The organism is Aliirhizobium smilacinae (genome assembly GCF_006335145.1).
In the GTDB taxonomy this organism is placed as follows: domain Bacteria; phylum Pseudomonadota; class Alphaproteobacteria; order Rhizobiales; family Rhizobiaceae; genus Neorhizobium; species Neorhizobium smilacinae.
The window spans coordinates 57,900-72,283 of record NZ_VDMN01000003.1 but is presented as its reverse complement, the minus strand read 5'-3'; the positions used below and the strand labels follow the sequence as shown (position 1 = coordinate 72,283).

Annotated in this window: 19 protein-coding genes; 10 read left to right on the top strand and 9 right to left on the bottom strand. The window is 58.6% G+C overall.

Features of this window, described 5'->3' with window-relative positions; translation table 11 throughout:
• Positions 1 to 36: 36 nt before the first annotated feature.
• Positions 37 to 930 (bottom strand): LysR substrate-binding domain-containing protein, encoded by an 894-nt coding sequence (locus tag FHP24_RS15060; RefSeq protein ID WP_139677056.1) that lies wholly within the window; start codon positions 928 to 930, stop codon positions 37 to 39.
• Between the two features lie 97 nt (positions 931 to 1,027).
• Between FHP24_RS15060 and FHP24_RS15055 the strand changes: the two genes are divergently transcribed.
• Positions 1,028 to 1,768: an SDR family oxidoreductase gene (locus FHP24_RS15055; protein WP_139677055.1), complete on the top strand. Its 741-nt coding sequence runs from the start codon at positions 1,028 to 1,030 to the stop codon at positions 1,766 to 1,768.
• Between the two features lie 22 nt (positions 1,769 to 1,790).
• Entirely contained in the window at positions 1,791 to 2,009 is a 219-nt protein-coding gene (locus FHP24_RS15050; RefSeq protein WP_139677054.1) for a tautomerase family protein, read from the top strand.
• Positions 2,010 to 2,084: 75 nt separating this feature from the next.
• On the opposite strand, the gene FHP24_RS15045 is transcribed toward FHP24_RS15050, so the two are convergent.
• From FHP24_RS15045 to odc2, 3 genes are all read right to left on the bottom strand, one after another.
• The gene (locus tag FHP24_RS15045) at positions 2,085 to 2,780 is read right to left on the bottom strand and encodes an OmpW/AlkL family protein (RefSeq protein ID WP_139677053.1); all 696 of its coding nucleotides are present in this window, start codon (positions 2,778 to 2,780) and stop codon (positions 2,085 to 2,087) included.
• A 261-nt stretch (positions 2,781 to 3,041) separates the two neighbouring features.
• A complete protein-coding gene (locus FHP24_RS15040) occupies positions 3,042 to 3,611 on the bottom strand; it encodes a GNAT family N-acetyltransferase (RefSeq protein ID WP_139677052.1) in 570 nt (189 codons plus the stop codon).
• A gap of 114 nt (positions 3,612 to 3,725) precedes the next feature.
• Entirely contained in the window at positions 3,726 to 4,859 is a 1,134-nt protein-coding gene (gene odc2 / locus FHP24_RS15035) for an ornithine/lysine decarboxylase (protein WP_139677051.1), read from the bottom strand.
• Between the two features lie 545 nt (positions 4,860 to 5,404).
• Between odc2 and FHP24_RS15030 the strand changes: the two genes are divergently transcribed.
• From FHP24_RS15030 to FHP24_RS15020, 3 genes are all read left to right on the top strand, one after another.
• Positions 5,405 to 6,298, top strand: coding sequence for a LysR family transcriptional regulator (locus FHP24_RS15030; RefSeq protein ID WP_139677050.1), 894 nt, complete (start codon positions 5,405 to 5,407; stop codon positions 6,296 to 6,298).
• A gap of 111 nt (positions 6,299 to 6,409) precedes the next feature.
• Positions 6,410 to 7,054: a DUF1007 family protein gene (locus FHP24_RS15025; RefSeq protein WP_139677049.1), complete on the top strand. Its 645-nt coding sequence runs from the start codon at positions 6,410 to 6,412 to the stop codon at positions 7,052 to 7,054.
• On the top strand, positions 7,048 to 8,115 hold the full coding sequence (locus tag FHP24_RS15020) for a nickel/cobalt transporter (protein WP_394344629.1): 1,068 nt from the start codon (positions 7,048 to 7,050) through the stop codon (positions 8,113 to 8,115). Before FHP24_RS15025 ends, FHP24_RS15020 begins: the two co-directional genes overlap by 7 nt.
• A 12-nt stretch (positions 8,116 to 8,127) precedes the next feature.
• Here the strand turns inward: FHP24_RS15020 and FHP24_RS15015 are convergent, their stop codons facing one another.
• Together FHP24_RS15015 and FHP24_RS15010 are read right to left on the bottom strand one after the other, a co-directional pair.
• Positions 8,128 to 8,328: a hypothetical protein gene (locus FHP24_RS15015; RefSeq protein ID WP_139677048.1), complete on the bottom strand. Its 201-nt coding sequence runs from the start codon at positions 8,326 to 8,328 to the stop codon at positions 8,128 to 8,130.
• 11 nt (positions 8,329 to 8,339) lie between these two features.
• The gene (locus FHP24_RS15010) at positions 8,340 to 9,023 is read right to left on the bottom strand and encodes a GNAT family N-acetyltransferase (RefSeq protein ID WP_139677579.1); all 684 of its coding nucleotides are present in this window, start codon (positions 9,021 to 9,023) and stop codon (positions 8,340 to 8,342) included.
• 205 nt (positions 9,024 to 9,228) lie between these two features.
• Between FHP24_RS15010 and FHP24_RS15005 the strand changes: the two genes are divergently transcribed.
• The gene (locus FHP24_RS15005) at positions 9,229 to 9,549 is read left to right on the top strand and encodes a hypothetical protein (protein WP_139677047.1); all 321 of its coding nucleotides are present in this window, start codon (positions 9,229 to 9,231) and stop codon (positions 9,547 to 9,549) included.
• 60 nt (positions 9,550 to 9,609) lie between these two features.
• Here the strand turns inward: FHP24_RS15005 and FHP24_RS15000 are convergent, their stop codons facing one another.
• The 3 genes from FHP24_RS15000 to FHP24_RS14990 form a co-directional block, all read right to left on the bottom strand.
• On the bottom strand, positions 9,610 to 9,873 hold the full coding sequence (locus FHP24_RS15000; protein WP_246091768.1) for a hypothetical protein: 264 nt from the start codon (positions 9,871 to 9,873) through the stop codon (positions 9,610 to 9,612).
• Between the two features lie 88 nt (positions 9,874 to 9,961).
• A complete protein-coding gene (locus FHP24_RS14995) occupies positions 9,962 to 10,699 on the bottom strand; it encodes a tellurite resistance TerB family protein (protein WP_139677046.1) in 738 nt (245 codons plus the stop codon).
• Between the two features lie 124 nt (positions 10,700 to 10,823).
• Positions 10,824 to 11,462: a 2-dehydro-3-deoxy-phosphogluconate aldolase gene (locus tag FHP24_RS14990; RefSeq protein ID WP_139677045.1), complete on the bottom strand. Its 639-nt coding sequence runs from the start codon at positions 11,460 to 11,462 to the stop codon at positions 10,824 to 10,826.
• Between the two features lie 155 nt (positions 11,463 to 11,617).
• On the opposite strand from FHP24_RS14990, the gene FHP24_RS14985 reads away from it, so the two are divergent.
• Genes FHP24_RS14985 through FHP24_RS14970 form a run of 4 tightly spaced genes read left to right on the top strand, consistent with a single transcriptional unit; the run spans position 11,618 to position 14,382 of the window.
• Complete coding sequence (locus FHP24_RS14985; protein WP_139677044.1) at positions 11,618 to 12,115, top strand: CYTH domain-containing protein; 498 nt, start codon at positions 11,618 to 11,620, stop codon at positions 12,113 to 12,115.
• Positions 12,090 to 13,076, top strand: coding sequence for a CHAD domain-containing protein (locus tag FHP24_RS14980; RefSeq protein ID WP_139677043.1), 987 nt, complete (start codon positions 12,090 to 12,092; stop codon positions 13,074 to 13,076). Before FHP24_RS14985 ends, FHP24_RS14980 begins: the two co-directional genes overlap by 26 nt.
• A gap of 17 nt (positions 13,077 to 13,093) precedes the next feature.
• Positions 13,094 to 14,050, top strand: a complete 957-nt coding sequence (gene trhO, locus FHP24_RS14975) for an oxygen-dependent tRNA uridine(34) hydroxylase TrhO (RefSeq protein WP_139677042.1) — start codon at positions 13,094 to 13,096, stop codon at positions 14,048 to 14,050.
• Between the two features lie 11 nt (positions 14,051 to 14,061).
• A complete protein-coding gene (locus FHP24_RS14970) occupies positions 14,062 to 14,382 on the top strand; it encodes a low molecular weight protein tyrosine phosphatase family protein (RefSeq protein WP_139677041.1) in 321 nt (106 codons plus the stop codon).
• Positions 14,383 to 14,384 lie beyond the last annotated feature (2 nt).

The window sequence follows — 14,384 nt, the reverse complement described above, 5'->3', positions numbered from 1 at the left end:
GCGCCTTCACGTCGAAATGAATCAGCGTGAGCCTGATCAGATCTCGGCTTCCGCAAATATCCTCGCAACCCAGTCGATGAACACCCGCACACGTGGCGAAAGCTGACGGTTTTGCGGATAGAGCGCAGAAAGCGGGGTCGGTGGCGGTGGAAAATCAGGCAATACCTCCACCAGCGTGCCGTCATCGACATGCCGCTGCAGGTGATAACGCGGCGCCTGCATCAAACCAAATCCGCGGCGGGCAATATCCATCACCGTATCCGAATTGTTGGCGGTGACGCGCGCCGGCAGGGTGACGTAACGCACGTCCTCCCCCACCATGAACTCAAGCGGCATGATCTGCCCCGTGCGTGACGAGATGAAGCCGACCACCTGATGCCCCTCCAGATCGTCAAGGCTTCGCGGCATACCGCGAGCCTTGATATAGTCCGGGCTGGCGCAGGTCATCTCACGGATCGAGCCGAGCCTTCGCATGATCAGCGAACTGTCGGTCACCTCACCCGCCCGGATAACGCAGTCGACGCCCTCGCGCACGAGATCGACGAACCGGTCTCCCTGCCCGAACTGGATCTCGAGCAGCGGATGACGATCGAGAAAGGATCTGAGATGCGGCAGCAGAAAGGTCTGGGTCAGCACTGGATGGGCGTCCACCCGCAGAATGCCTTGCGGTTTTGCATCCCGAAAGATCGCCTCCGCCTCGTCTACATCGGCAAGGATCGACAGGCAGCGTTGATAAAATGCGCTGCCGTCCAGGGTCACGGCAACATGTCGCGTGGTCCGCTCAAGCAGCCGCGCGCCGACATCTGCCTCCAGCGCCTTTATCGCCTGCGTGGCTGTGGAGCGGGCGAGCCCCAGATCCGCGGCGGCAGCGAGAAAACTGCCCCGTTCCACCACCCTTACGAAAAGCTGCATGCGCAAAAATCTGTCCATGCCGATTGTTCAGCACAGGCAAATTGTCATGTCAAATGACAGTTATTGTTCTCAATCTAGATCAGCATATTTTGGCTGTCAGAAAAGGAGAAATCTCATGACCGAGAAAACACAGCGCGTCGCCATCGTCACCGGAGCATCCAAGGGCATCGGCAGGGTACTCGCCCTCCGTCTCGCCAAGGACGGGTTTGCCGTCGTGGTGAACTACGCATCGAGCCAGAACGGGGCCGATGACGTCGTCCGGGATATCGAAACAGCAGGCGGCCATGCGATTGCCGTTAAGGCAGATGTAGCCACGTCGGCCGGTATGACGAATCTGTTCGACGCTGCGGAAAAAAGCTTCGGCGCCGCCGATGTCCTCGTCAACAACGCCGGCGTCATGAAGCTATCGCCATTGACCGAAACGGACGATGCCGAGTTCAACAGACACATCGCCGTCAACCTCACCGGCACGTTTTACGGTATTCGCGAGGCCGGCAAGCGCCTGCGCGAAGGTGGCCGCATCATCAACTTCTCGTCCAGTGTCGTCGGCATGTATGGACCAGGCTACGGTCCTTATGCAGCCAGCAAGGCCGGCGTCGAAGCCATGACCCATGTTGCATCCAAGGAACTGGGCAAGCGCCGTATCACCGTTAACGCAGTCGCTCCCGGCCCGGTCGAAACCGAGCTGTTCATGACCGGCAAGTCGGAAGAGCTCGTCCAGAACATCATCCGCAACATCCCGCTCGGTCGCCTTGGCCAGCCGGACGACATCGCCTCCGTGGTCTCATTCCTTGCGAGCGCGGAAAGCGGCTGGGTCAACGGTCAGGTCCTGCGCGCCAATGGCGGCATGATCTGAGCGATCAAAAAGGAGAAAATCTATGCCATTCGTCAACATCAAGACGCCGGAAGGCGCACTCTCCAAGGTTCAGAAAGAGGAGATCGTGCACCGCACGACCGACATGCTGGTGGACTATCTAAGCGAGGCGGCCCGCCCTCACACGATGGTGCTGATCGAGGAAGTGAAGGATGGCGGTTATGGCCGCGCCGACGAAATCTTCGTCATTCCGGATGCATACCGCGCACCGAGGGAAAGTTGAACCGCACCGCTGCCGAAACAAAAAACGGCGCGACCTGGGTCGCGCCGCAATCAAGACCCCCGCCTTTTTCTTGATTTAGAAGCGGTAGGTAACACCTGCACCGATCAGCCAGGGATCGATCTTGGCTTTGCCGGAAAGAGGCGCGCCGCCGACAGGGCTGCTATCAACCTTCCAGTCCGTTTCCAGAAAAATCTTCTTCACGTCGAAGTTGACGCCCCAATGCTCGTCGAGCATGTAGTCGAAACCAGCCTGCAGAGCCCAGCCGAAATCATTCTTGACGTCGAGGTTCTTGAAGCCGGCCTTGTCGGACTGATTATAGAACAGAGAATAGTTGATACCTGCACCGACATACGGCTTGAAGGCACCGAAATCGGTGAAGTGATATTGCAGCGTCAGCGTCGGCGGCAGAAGCCACGCCTTGCCGACATCGATATCGCCCAGACCATCCGTCTTGATCTTGGCATAGGTCGTGCCGAGGATCAGTTCGGCAGCAATGTTGTCGGTGAAGAAGTAGCTGATATCCAGTTCCGGAATAACCGTGTCGCTGTATTGCAACCCAATCCCAGGCGCCTGATCGATAGAGCCATCATCCTTGGTGATGACGCCGAGGGCGCGGACGCGGACCTGCCAGGGGCTGGGAGAGGAGATTGCCTCTTCTGCAACCGGGGCGGCCGGGGCGGGTGTCAGATCCGCGGCAACTGCCCCGAATGCAAAAAAACCTGCGCCGATCCCCGCCACCCAACGCGAACAATTCAAGCCACTGATAGCCATATAACCTCTCCTTCCAGCCTATCTGAATCTTCTGGAAAAGGTCTAAATCCCGGCCATCAGAGGGCGCTTGATCGAGATCAAGTGTCTGTATCTGCTAATCAAGGAAGCGGAACTTGTTGCCCAAATGACGCAGTGGCGATGCGTCGCTAGTTCGCCTCACCCCCGAGGGCACATCAAAGAAAAACCCCGCCTCTATAAATGAAGGCGGGGGTTTGGGCTGATCGGGACGGCCACGAGGCCTTTTGGCTGAATGATTCTGTTTCAGGCCAGCTTGCGGCCGCTCGCAACGATCATGCCCACCGCACCCTCGAGCCAACCAGCCTTCAGTTCCAGCGCCAGGAAACGCTCACGCTGGAAGGGGCCTGGCATAACGAGATGCGCAGCCTTTTCGGCAAAAAAGCCGAATCGCTCGTAATAAGCCGCATCGCCGACAAGCAGGATCGCGCCGTGACCACGGTTATGGGCCTCCGCAATCGCAGCACGCATCAAAGCGCCACCGATTCCCTTGCCCTCATGATCCTCGGACACGGCGAGCGGTCCAAGCAGCAACGCCTCGATCGGATTGCCTTCCGGCGAAATGCCGGCTTCGACGTTCCACAGACGCACCGTACCGATCACGTGGCCATCGCCATCGCGAGCGACCAGCGCCAGACCTTCGGCCGGCACACGGTTGCGGCGGATCTTCTCCGAAGACTTCTTGCGGCGATCCGCGCCCATGGCGCGATCGAGCAGCGTCTCGCGCGCGACGACATCGCCCGGAGTTTCCGTGTCAATTGTGTAGGTTTGGCTCGGCGCAAAAAATGCGCGGACAGAATCAAGAACAGTGGCCATCTCTGGGCCTCCCGCACTTAAAACCGTTTCAGACGGTATCGAGGGTTCATTGTGGATTTGCGGTCCCCGCCTGGAGGTACGGGAACCGCGGAACTATAGACGCTTGAAAGCGCCTTAGATGACGTAGGCCTTCAGCGGATCGAAGCCGTTGAAGGCGACGGCCGAATAGGTCGTCGTATAGGCACCGGTGCCTTCGATCAGAACTTCGTCGCCGATCGAAAGCGAGAGCGGCAGCGGATACATGTTCTTCTCGTACATGACATCGGCCGAATCGCATGTCGGGCCGGCCAGAACGCAGGGTTCCATCTCGTCGCCGTCACGCTCAGTGCGGATCGGGTAGCGGATCGCCTCGTCCATGGTTTCGGCGAGACCGCCGAACTTGCCGATGTCGAGGAAGACCCAGCGATGGTTGTCATTGTCCGACTTGCGCGAGATGAGCACGACTTCCGCCTTGATCACGCCTGCATTGCCGACCATGCCGCGACCCGGCTCGATGATCGTCTTCGGCAGGTTGTTGCCGAAGTGTTTGCGCAGCGAGTTGGAGATCGCCTGGCCGTATTCTTCGGCCTTCGGGATGTCGCGCAGGTACTTGGTCGGGAAACCGCCGCCCATGTTGACCATCTGCAGGACGATGCCCTGCTTGGCCAGCGATGCAAAGACGCGCTTGGCATCGGCGAGAGCCGAATCCCAGGCATCAACCTTGGTCATCTGCGAACCGACATGGAAGGACACGCCGTAGGACTCAAGGCCCAGCTGGTGTGCGTACACGAGAACGTCGACGGCCATCTGCGGAACGCAGCCGAACTTGCGCGACAGCGGCCATTCGGCGCCTTCGCCATCCGTCAGGACGCGGCAGAATACCTTCGCACCGGGAGCGGCACGGGCGATCTTTTCGACTTCCTCATGGCTGTCGACAGCATAAAGGCCAACGCCGAGCGCGAAAGCGCGAGCGATATCGCGTTCTTTCTTGATCGTGTTGCCGAACGAGATCCGGTCGGCCGTTGCACCGGCATCAAGTGCCATCTGGATTTCAGCAACCGAAGCGCAATCAAAGCTCGAGCCGAGCGAGGCGAGCAGATTGAGGATTGCCGGTTCCGGATTTGCCTTGACCGCATAGTAGATCGCGCTGTCCGGCAGGGCATGACGGAAGGCATGGAAATTGTCGCGTACGACATCGAGATCGACGACGAGGCAAGGGCCTTCTGGACGTCGGGTGTTGATGAAGTCGAGGATGCGAGCAGTGGTCATGGGTCAGTCCCTTCGAAATCTCAAAGCTCCGGCTGCGAACCGGAGGACAAAGGACGGATAAGAATGCGCTCGGCCCAGTAGTTGGAGACACTGGTACCGTGAGCACGCTTCACCGCGCGATATGTAGACCAACGCCCTGCCACGAGCTTTGATCCGGCTTTGTCTGCCTTGGATTGGAGGGTTGTCCCTACCGCACTTCCGGCAATGATGGTGTGCCTCTTCAGAATTGCAGGCTGATGGAAAGCCTGCAGAGACTAGAAAGGCCCGCACCGTCGTTGCTTCAGATGTCCTCGCATTTTCCGGTTGGCCGGAGTAGCGACTGGAGGGGTTAGTTCCAGGTACCTTACCGATGACCTCACCTTAGAGATAAATCTCAATTCGAGGGTCGGCGGACACCCATGGGCACGTGCGACTTTGGGCAAAGCGGGAGATAAGAATATTCGCCGTCATAATCAAGAGATTTTTTGGGCTCGACCGTTTTTTTACATTGGTCCATAAACATCGAACGACACGACCATTTTCGTTCATTTTTTAGGAGCCGTCTCTTGGACACCCTCACCCGCATGCGCGCCTTCATAGACGTGGTCGAAGCCGAGGGGTTTTCGGCAGCCGCGCGGCGTACCGGCCGCTCCAAGGCGCTGCTCTCCAAATATGTCCGGGAACTGGAAGATGATCTCGGTGCGCTGCTTTTGAACCGCACCACCCGGCAGTTCTCGCTCACCGAGGCAGGCCACACCTATTATCGCAGCGCCTCGGATATATTGAAGGAGATCGATAATCTTGCCGATCTGGTGCGCGAGGGCAATGCGGACCTCAAGGGCCGATTGCGCGTCTCCGTACCGCGCACCTTCATCGACGCCGATGTCGGCCAGTCGCTGATCGATTTCGCCAAGGCACATCCCGACGTGCAACTGGAAATCGTCGCCGACGACCGTTTCGTCGATCTGATCGAGGAAAATTTCGATCTGGCGATCCGTATAACCCGGCTCGAAGATTCCGGCATGATCGCCAAGAAGCTGAACGATTTCCGCGTCCATGCCGTGGCAACCGCAGATATCGTCGCGCAATACGGCCCGCTGGATCATCCGCAGCAATTGAGCGGTGTCCCCTTCATCATCGATACCAATACGCGCTGGCACAACAATATCCGCTTCGTCGAAAAGGATGGCTCGACGATATCCGTCGGCGTGTCCGGTCCGATCGAGGTCAACAGTCCGCAGGCGACAGTGCGTGCTGCCCGCGCAGGCCTTGGCGTCGCGATCATCCCGGATTTCATCGCCAATGCCTCGATCCAGTCCGGTGAACTCGTCACCCTCTTCGATGACTACATCATCAAGGATCGCGGCATCTATGCCGTCTACCCGCATCGCCGTTATCTTCCGGCCAAGGTCAGAAGCTTCGTCGATTTTCTCGCCAACTGGTTCCGCCAGGCGCGATGACACAATAGGTGACACAGTAATTGTGTAACACTTGAGTCGAAATTCCGTCCCATTTCAGCGGCACAGCAGGCTGGCCAAATCGGGCAGGACGAACATAGGGCACCGGGCCGAATGCGAAACAGACTTGCGATCTTGACTGCCCTGATAGCCTGCGCGCTGCCGCATGTTGCGTCAGCCCACCCACACATCTTCGTGGAATCACGGCTTGAAGTAATCGGCGGCCCTGATGGCAACGTTCAGGAGCTGCGAAATGTGTGGCGCTTCGACGAGGTATTTTCCTCCAGCGTGCTGCTGGATTTCGACAAGAACACCGATCTCAAGCTGGATGAGCACGAACTTGCCGAACTCGGTGAGACCATGCGCACGTCGCTTGCCGATTACCACTATTTCACGACGCTGACGATGAATGGCGCGACAGTCGGCGTAACCAAGCCGGACGTGATCCACGTCACCTTCAAGGATGGCCAGATCCTCGTCTTCTTCGTCGTCAAGCCCGACAAGCCGATGCCCCTCAAGGGCCGGCTGACCTTCGGAATCTACGATCCGACCATGTATACCGCGATCGACTTCCCCACCGACAAGGATCTCGTTGCGGAAGGTCCGGCATTCGCAAAATGTCAGCACAAGGTCGTGCGCCCCGATCCGGACGAGGTTCTCTCCCAGAACAGCTCCACCCTGACCGACGCCTTCTTCAATGATCCGACCGGAACCGACATGTCGAAAATGTTCGCGACCCGTCTGGAGATGACATGCTGAAGTCTTCAAGGTCCAACACGACAGTCGCTTTCATGGTGGCGGCGTTCGCTGGCCTGTGCATTGTCGGTGCGGCCCACGCTCAATCCCCTTTGGGCGTCGGTTCAGCGGAGCCGTCCTTTTCCGTGGGCGGGCCTTTTGCGCCTTATCTCAGCTGGATCAACTACTACCAGCAATCCTTCTACCGCGCCCTGACAGGTTCGCTCAAGGCGATGCGGGAAGACCCTTCCGCGCTGGCCGGCCTGATCGGCCTGTCTTTCGCCTATGGCATATTCCATGCCGCCGGCCCCGGCCACGGCAAGGCGGTGATCTCTTCCTACATGATCGCCAACGAAGTTGAACTGCGCCGCGGCGTCGTCATTTCCTTCATCTCCGCACTTCTCCAGGGCCTCGTCGCGATCCTCGTCGTCGGGGCGGCTTTTGTCGTCCTGCGCGGCTCCGGCATCACCATGACCAAGGCGACCTGGGCCATGGAAGTAGCAAGCTTCGCCATGGTCGCCCTGTTCGGCGCATGGCTTCTGGTGAAAAAGCTCAGAGGCCTCAGAATGCGTGTCGTCCGGGTTTCCGAACCCGCTCCGGCAACGGCCATGCTGTTTGATGGCCCAGCCGCAAGCCGCGGCTCCACCGGCCTGAACTTCAAGGCCGTGGAAATCGACGATCACGACTATGCGGGCGATGGCGACTATTGCGAAGCCTGCGGCGTAAGCCACATGCCCGATCCGAAAATGCTGAACGGCAAGGATTTCAGCCTCAAGGAAGCCTGGTCGGCGATTATCGCAGTCGGCCTGCGCCCCTGCTCCGGCGCCATCCTGGTGATGAGCTTTTCGCTGCTGAACAGCCTTTATCTCGGCGGCATCCTGTCCGTGCTGGCTATGTCGCTCGGCACGGCGATCACCGTCACGATCCTCGCATCGCTTGCGGTCGGCGCCAAGGATATAGCCCTGAAGATTGCCGGACCGGGCTCGAAGACCGGCCGACGCGTCGGCCACGTTATCGAGATTGGCGGCGCGCTGTTCGTTCTCTTGGTGGGATTGTCGTTGCTCGGCGCATCGCTGCAGGCATAGGCTTTAAAACCCTCAGCGGCGGCGCTGGTATCTCGCCCTCAGCCAGAAGATCCAGAAGAAGCCAAGCAGCAACACCGCTCCGACGACGAAGGCGAGTGCCGGCGAGTATTGCCCGATCCATAGAACCAGCGACGGCAGGAAATAGATGACGACGACGGCGCCGACCAGTATTACGGCTGCCGCAATCGCCGCAGATCTCGTCTCGGGTCTCATATCCAATCCTCTCACGCGCCGGCAATCTCGGTCCGGATATCCTCCAGCCGACGCTTCTGGCTGCCGTCGGCATCGAAATTTTGCGGCAACAGCCAGGCCTCGAACGCGGCCTTGATGACAGGCCACTCGCTGTCGATCATCGAAAACCAGGCCGTATCGCGATTGGCGCCGCGGGAGATGACATGCTGGCGGAACACGCCTTCGAATGTGAAGCCATAACGAATAGCCGTTCTTTTGCTCGGCTCGTTTTCATTGTGGCATTTCCATTCGTACCGGCGGTAATCGAGATCCTCGAAGACATGCCTTGCCATCAGGTAATGCAGTTCGGTTGCCATCGGCGAGCGCTTCATCGCCTCGCCATGCGCCACCGAGCCGACTTCGATCACCCCGTTTTTCGGGTCCGGGCGCATATAACTCGCCATGCCGACGATCTCTCCGGTGGCATTCTCCCGAACTACCAGCGTGATGAAATTCAGGTTCGCCTGAGCGCCCTGTAACCAGACGTCGAACTCATCCGATGTGGTGTAATCCTCGTTGGGGAAATACCGGATCAGATCGTTGATACCCGCGCCGCCCAGCGCACTCCACAGTGCCTGCAGATGCCTGTCGCGATCATAGGGCTCAAGCGTAACGAACCGGCCCGTCAGCGTGACAGGCTGGGGCGCTGCAACTTTGTAGGTTTTCAGGTCGCGCATCATGATCGCCTCGTTTCGATGCTCGACGATTAAGTCAGGAAAATCACAAAGGCAATGCTGCCGTCGCCGGAAGACAAAACGGGAATGAGTTAGGAGATCGGACCACGGCGGACCTGCTCATCTCCTATTTATCATCGGCAATATTTAGGGCTGCGAGGATATTGTTGTTTTTCTAATATAGATTTAGATGAGCAGAGATTCTGGGGTGCTGAAGATGCCCGTAAACCTGCCGCAAAAACCTCCGACAGACCCTCGCCTGTTGACCTTGCTTGGTCATATTGCCGAAAGCTCGGGACGTCTCTGTCTGTCCGAAGATGAGTATGAATTTCTGGAAGAGGAGTCGTTCTTTCAGGACGCCGCCCGTAAGAATCTCATAAGCATAGACCACGGCGGGGAATGGTCGAGCGGCGCCGTTATTGCGATCACGCGCCAGGGCAGGCTTATGATCGGTTATCCCGAACCTGAAAACATCTGGAAAAGACTTGAGGTGCTGTTCCGGCGTCGAACAGGCGGCGCTGACGGCTAAACGAAACAAAGGCCGGATCTGACCGGCCCTTGTTCGCTACATTATCGTGTCCCGTCTCGGTCATCCCGAGATCAGATCTCCTTCGCGCCAGTGCGAAACACCCCAGTTACGGATCCGCATCCGGCGAGCGACAAGCCCGCAAAGCAGTGGAGTGACCACGAAACTGGCCACGATCACACCGGGGATCAGGTATTTCGCTTGCGCGGAAAGCGCCGGCACGGAAAGCACGGTGATGACGCCAACGCCAAAGAGCACGGCATTGATCATCAGGGAACACATGACTTTCAGCCAGATATCGGTCGAAATCTTTTCTGTTGCCATCATCGTCTTGCTCCTTTGATGCCAATAGAAGCACCGGGAGCAACGATTGTTCCGAAAAAACCACAACCGAAGCGAGCTTTCCCCGTGTCCCTTATACTGATGAAGAGGCAACCTTGGCCGATGACACCGTAGCATCGATATGGTCGATCAGCGCGTCCGGCAGGTTGAGACGGCCGGCAAGCATGTCGAGATAACCGCGTTCTGCCCGCGTGTCAGGATCGATCGTCAATCGCGTGGCGGTATAGAGTTCGACCTTCTGCTCTTCGGTGCGTGCAGCTGCGACGAGATCATCGATATCGACCGGGTTGGCCAGTTCCTCGGCGATGAACGCCTCGGCCTCGGCGCCGAGATCGACGGCATGAACCTTCTCCATGATATTGGCCCGCTCGCTCTGGTCGATGTGACCGTCGGCCTTGGCGGCAGCAATCATCGCCCTCACCAGCGTCAGCGCAAAATCATTTGAAAGCTGCGGCGATTCCAGGCTGAAGGCAGAGTCCGGCGGCGGCAGCGCGATCGGCTGGGATGAGTTCGCCTGTGGCTGTGGCGCGGTCTGCGGCGATTGCCCGGACTTGTAGTTCTTGTAGGCGAGATAACCGAGGCCGGCGACGGCGGCGATACCACCGATCGTGGCAGCATTACCGGCGAACTTGCGCCCGGTCTTAGTGCCCAGAATGGCCGCCGCGATGCCGGCCGTCTTCAAGGGGTTGTTCTTGGCGATGTCGGTGATCTGCCCTGCCCAGCCCGAGGCGGATCCGGACTTGCCGCTTCCCGAGCGCCCGGGAGCCTGTGATCCCAGAAACTGGTCGAGAAGCTTTTTCGCATCGAACATCGATATCTCCTATCGGTTGAATTATGGACCGGAGATAGGAACGAAAACGCGGGAAAACAATTTTCCCGCGCGATCGATAACGAAATTGTCAGAATGCTTGCGAGCCGTGGCCCGCAAGATCGCCTTAGGCCTTCAGGGCAAAGGCTTCCGAAGCGAGCTTGGTGATACCGGCCCAGTCGCCCGCGGCAACCAGTTCCTTCGGCGCGACCCAGGAGCCGCCAACGCAGACGACGTTCGGCAGCGACAGGTAATCCTTGGCATTTTTCAGCGAGATGCCGCCGGTCGGGCAAAAGAACGTACCGGCGAGCGGCGAGGACCATGCCTTCAGCATGGCAGCACCACCGGCCTGTTCGGCAGGAAAGAACTTCATCACGTCATAACCAGCTTCGCGCAGCGTCATGACTTCGCTCGGCGTAGCCGTGCCCGGCAGAAGCGGAACCGCAGAATCGGCAGCGGCGGCAAGAACGCCCGGTGCAATGCCCGGTGAAACGATGAAGGTGGAGCCAGCCTTGACGGCAGCTTCGTAATCCTTCGAGTTCAGGATGGTACCGGCACCGACATTGGCGCCTTCAACTTCAGCGGCAACCGCCTTGATGGCATCGAGGGCGGCCGGCGTACGCAACGTGATCTCGATGGCGCGCAGTCCACCGGCAACGAGCGCCCTGGCAAGCTCAACAGCCGATTTCGCGTCGTCTACGATCAGCACTGGAACGACCGGCTGCAACTTGAGGATGGAAAGGACTTTCTCGGTTTTGCTGGCCATGCACGGTCTCCCTAAAACAATTGAAATATCAGCCCGGAAATAAACGTCGCCTTTGTCATTGTCGAGAAAAAACCGGGCGGTGCGACAGAACGCATTTTCCAATCGTCATGTTTGCACTAGGTTGCTGCCGATGTTCCAAGACAGGTGTAGAAAACATGGCGAAGGAAATCGAGCGGAAGTACATGGTGAAGAATGATGGTTGGCGCTCCGGCGTCTCCTCATCCTCCAGCTTCCTGCAGGCCTATATCGCCTCCGGCAAGGATCGTTCGGTCCGTGTCCGTATCATGGATAGCGAAAAGGCCAAGCTGACGATCAAGATCGGCCGCGATCTCTTCGCCCGCGATGAGTTCGAATACGAGGTTCCACTGGCAGATGCACGGGAGATGGCGCAACAAGCCCTCGGCGTCGTATTGGAAAAGACCCGATACCTCGTCCCTTACCAAGGCTACACATGGGAAGTGGATGTCTATGCCGGCGCCTATGCCGGTTTGGTCGTCGCAGAGGTCGAGATTGCCGGCGAGAAAGAGCAACCGCCGCTTCCTACATGGATAGGCAAGGAGATTACCGGTGACCGGCGTTATTCGAACGCCAATATGGCAATCGAAGACCTGAGCGAGGAGCTGGTGCATGGCCTACCGTTTACGGCCGTCTGAACCGTTCACCGTCGAGTTCTGCTCCGTCGCCCGGCAGCAACTGTCGAAGGCGATCGGTTACCTCGAAAATCAGCCTGACGGCCAGCACGAAGCGATCCACGACGCCCGTAAACGCTTCAAGCGTGTTCGTTCCCTCTACCGTCTCATCCAACCGGATGCCCCGGATTTCCGCAGAGAGGAGAATGCACGAATAAGGGAGATCGCCCGCACGCTTTCGTCGGTGCGGGATGCCACAGCTCTTGTCGAGACGGCCACCTATCTAGCAGGTTTCGCCGCCTCTCCCGAGGAGAGGGCAGCTCTCGATGCAGCACGCAGCACCCTCACCGCCCGTCGGGATCGCATTGCGGCCGAAGAACATGACCTGCCTTCAAAAATGGCCACGGCCATCGACGGCTGCCGGGAAGCGATCGCCGCGCTCGAAACGCTCAAGCTTTCCGACACTCCGCGCCAGACATCGAGGCATCTCGCCAAGGCCTGGAAGAAGCAGTTGAAAAAAGCCCATGCCGCGCTCACCGAATGCGAGACGCAGGGCGGTGCGGAAAGCTATCATGAACTGCGCAAGAGCGGTCAGGCCTACTGGATGCACCTGTCGCTGTTACGCGAAATCTGGCCCTCCGCCATGCTGGCGAAACAAAGCGAGTGCAAGACACTTGTTGACCTTCTCGGCCATGAACACGATCTTTCTGTGCTGACCGAACTGGTCGACAAGGAGCCCGGCCTGTTCGGCGATGGCGACATGCTCGCACGCTTGCTGGCCGCCATCATCAACCGCCAACAGACCCTGAGGCGAGAGGCCGTTGAAAAGGCGCATACACTCCTAGCTGAAACCCCGGAGGAGGAAAGCACACTGATCGCTCTTCTGTGGCGGCGAGCGGCAAACGCGGGCACCGGCAAGGCGCCCAAGGCCAAAAAAGATACTCGGAAGACCGACAAAGAATCCGCGTTGCACGACACGCGATAGCGCTGTATTTGAGCCGCATGACAGACAATCAGATCACATCGCGGTCCCCAGCAGCCGATGCGGCAACCAATGGCTTTCTCGTTGCGGCGCTTTACCACTTTGCGCGCTTCGAACGTTTCGAAAGCGTGCGCGAGCCGCTGCAGGCATTTTGCGACGAGAACGGCATCAAGGGCACGCTGCTGATTGCGCGCGAGGGCATCAACGGCACAGTTGCCGGCACCGACGCGGCGGTTGAGAAGCTGCTCGCCCACCTGCACGCCATGCCCGAATTTGCCACGCTGGAGCACAAGGAAAGCCGCGCGTCGAAGATGCCGTTCGTGCGCATGAAGGTGAAGCTCAAGAAAGAGATCGTCACCATGGGCGTCGAGGATATCGACCCCAACCGCATCGTCGGGACCTATGTCGATCCGAAGGACTGGAACGCGCTGATCTCCGACCCGGAAACCATCCTGATCGATACGCGCAACGACTACGAGACGGCGATCGGCATCTTCAAGGGCGCAGTCGACCCGAATACCAAGACCTTCCGCGAGTTTCCGGATTGGGTACGCAACAATACCGGCCTGCACAACAAGCCGAAGATCGCCATGTATTGCACCGGCGGCATCCGTTGCGAGAAGGCGACAGCCTTTATGAAGGAAGAGGGCTTTGAAGAAGTCTATCACCTCAAGGGCGGCATCCTCAAATATCTCGAGGAAGTGCCGGCAGAGGAAAGCCTGTGGGAAGGCGCCTGCTTCGTCTTCGACGAGCGCGTCTCGGTCGAGCATGGCCTGAAGGAAGGCAATCACAAGCTCTGCCACGCTTGCCGCAATCCGATCACCGCCGAGGAAGTCACCTCGCCCCACTACGAGGCAGGTGTCTCCTGCTCGAACTGCTACGACAGCCGTACGGAAGAAGACCGTCTGCGCTATCGCCAAAGGCAGCTCCAGATCGCACTCGCCAGGCAGCGCGGTGTCAAGCACATCGGCAGCTGAGACAATAGCGGGTGAAGAACGTCCTCTTCGTCTGCAGCCAGAACAAGCTTCGCAGCCCGACGGCGGAGCAGGTGTTTTCAAGTTGGCCCGGCATCGAGACATCCTCGGCCGGCACCAACAATGACGCCGAGAACCCGCTTTCCCATGAACTTGTCGAATGGGCGGATATCATCTTCGTCATGGAGCGAACCCACCGCGCGAAACTGCAGTCGAAATACCGGGCTGCGATGAAGAATACGCGCCTCATCTGTCTGGATATCCCGGACGATTACCAGTTCATGGATCCCCGACTGGTGGAGCTTCTAAGCGCCAAGGTTCCCCGGTATCTGTGACG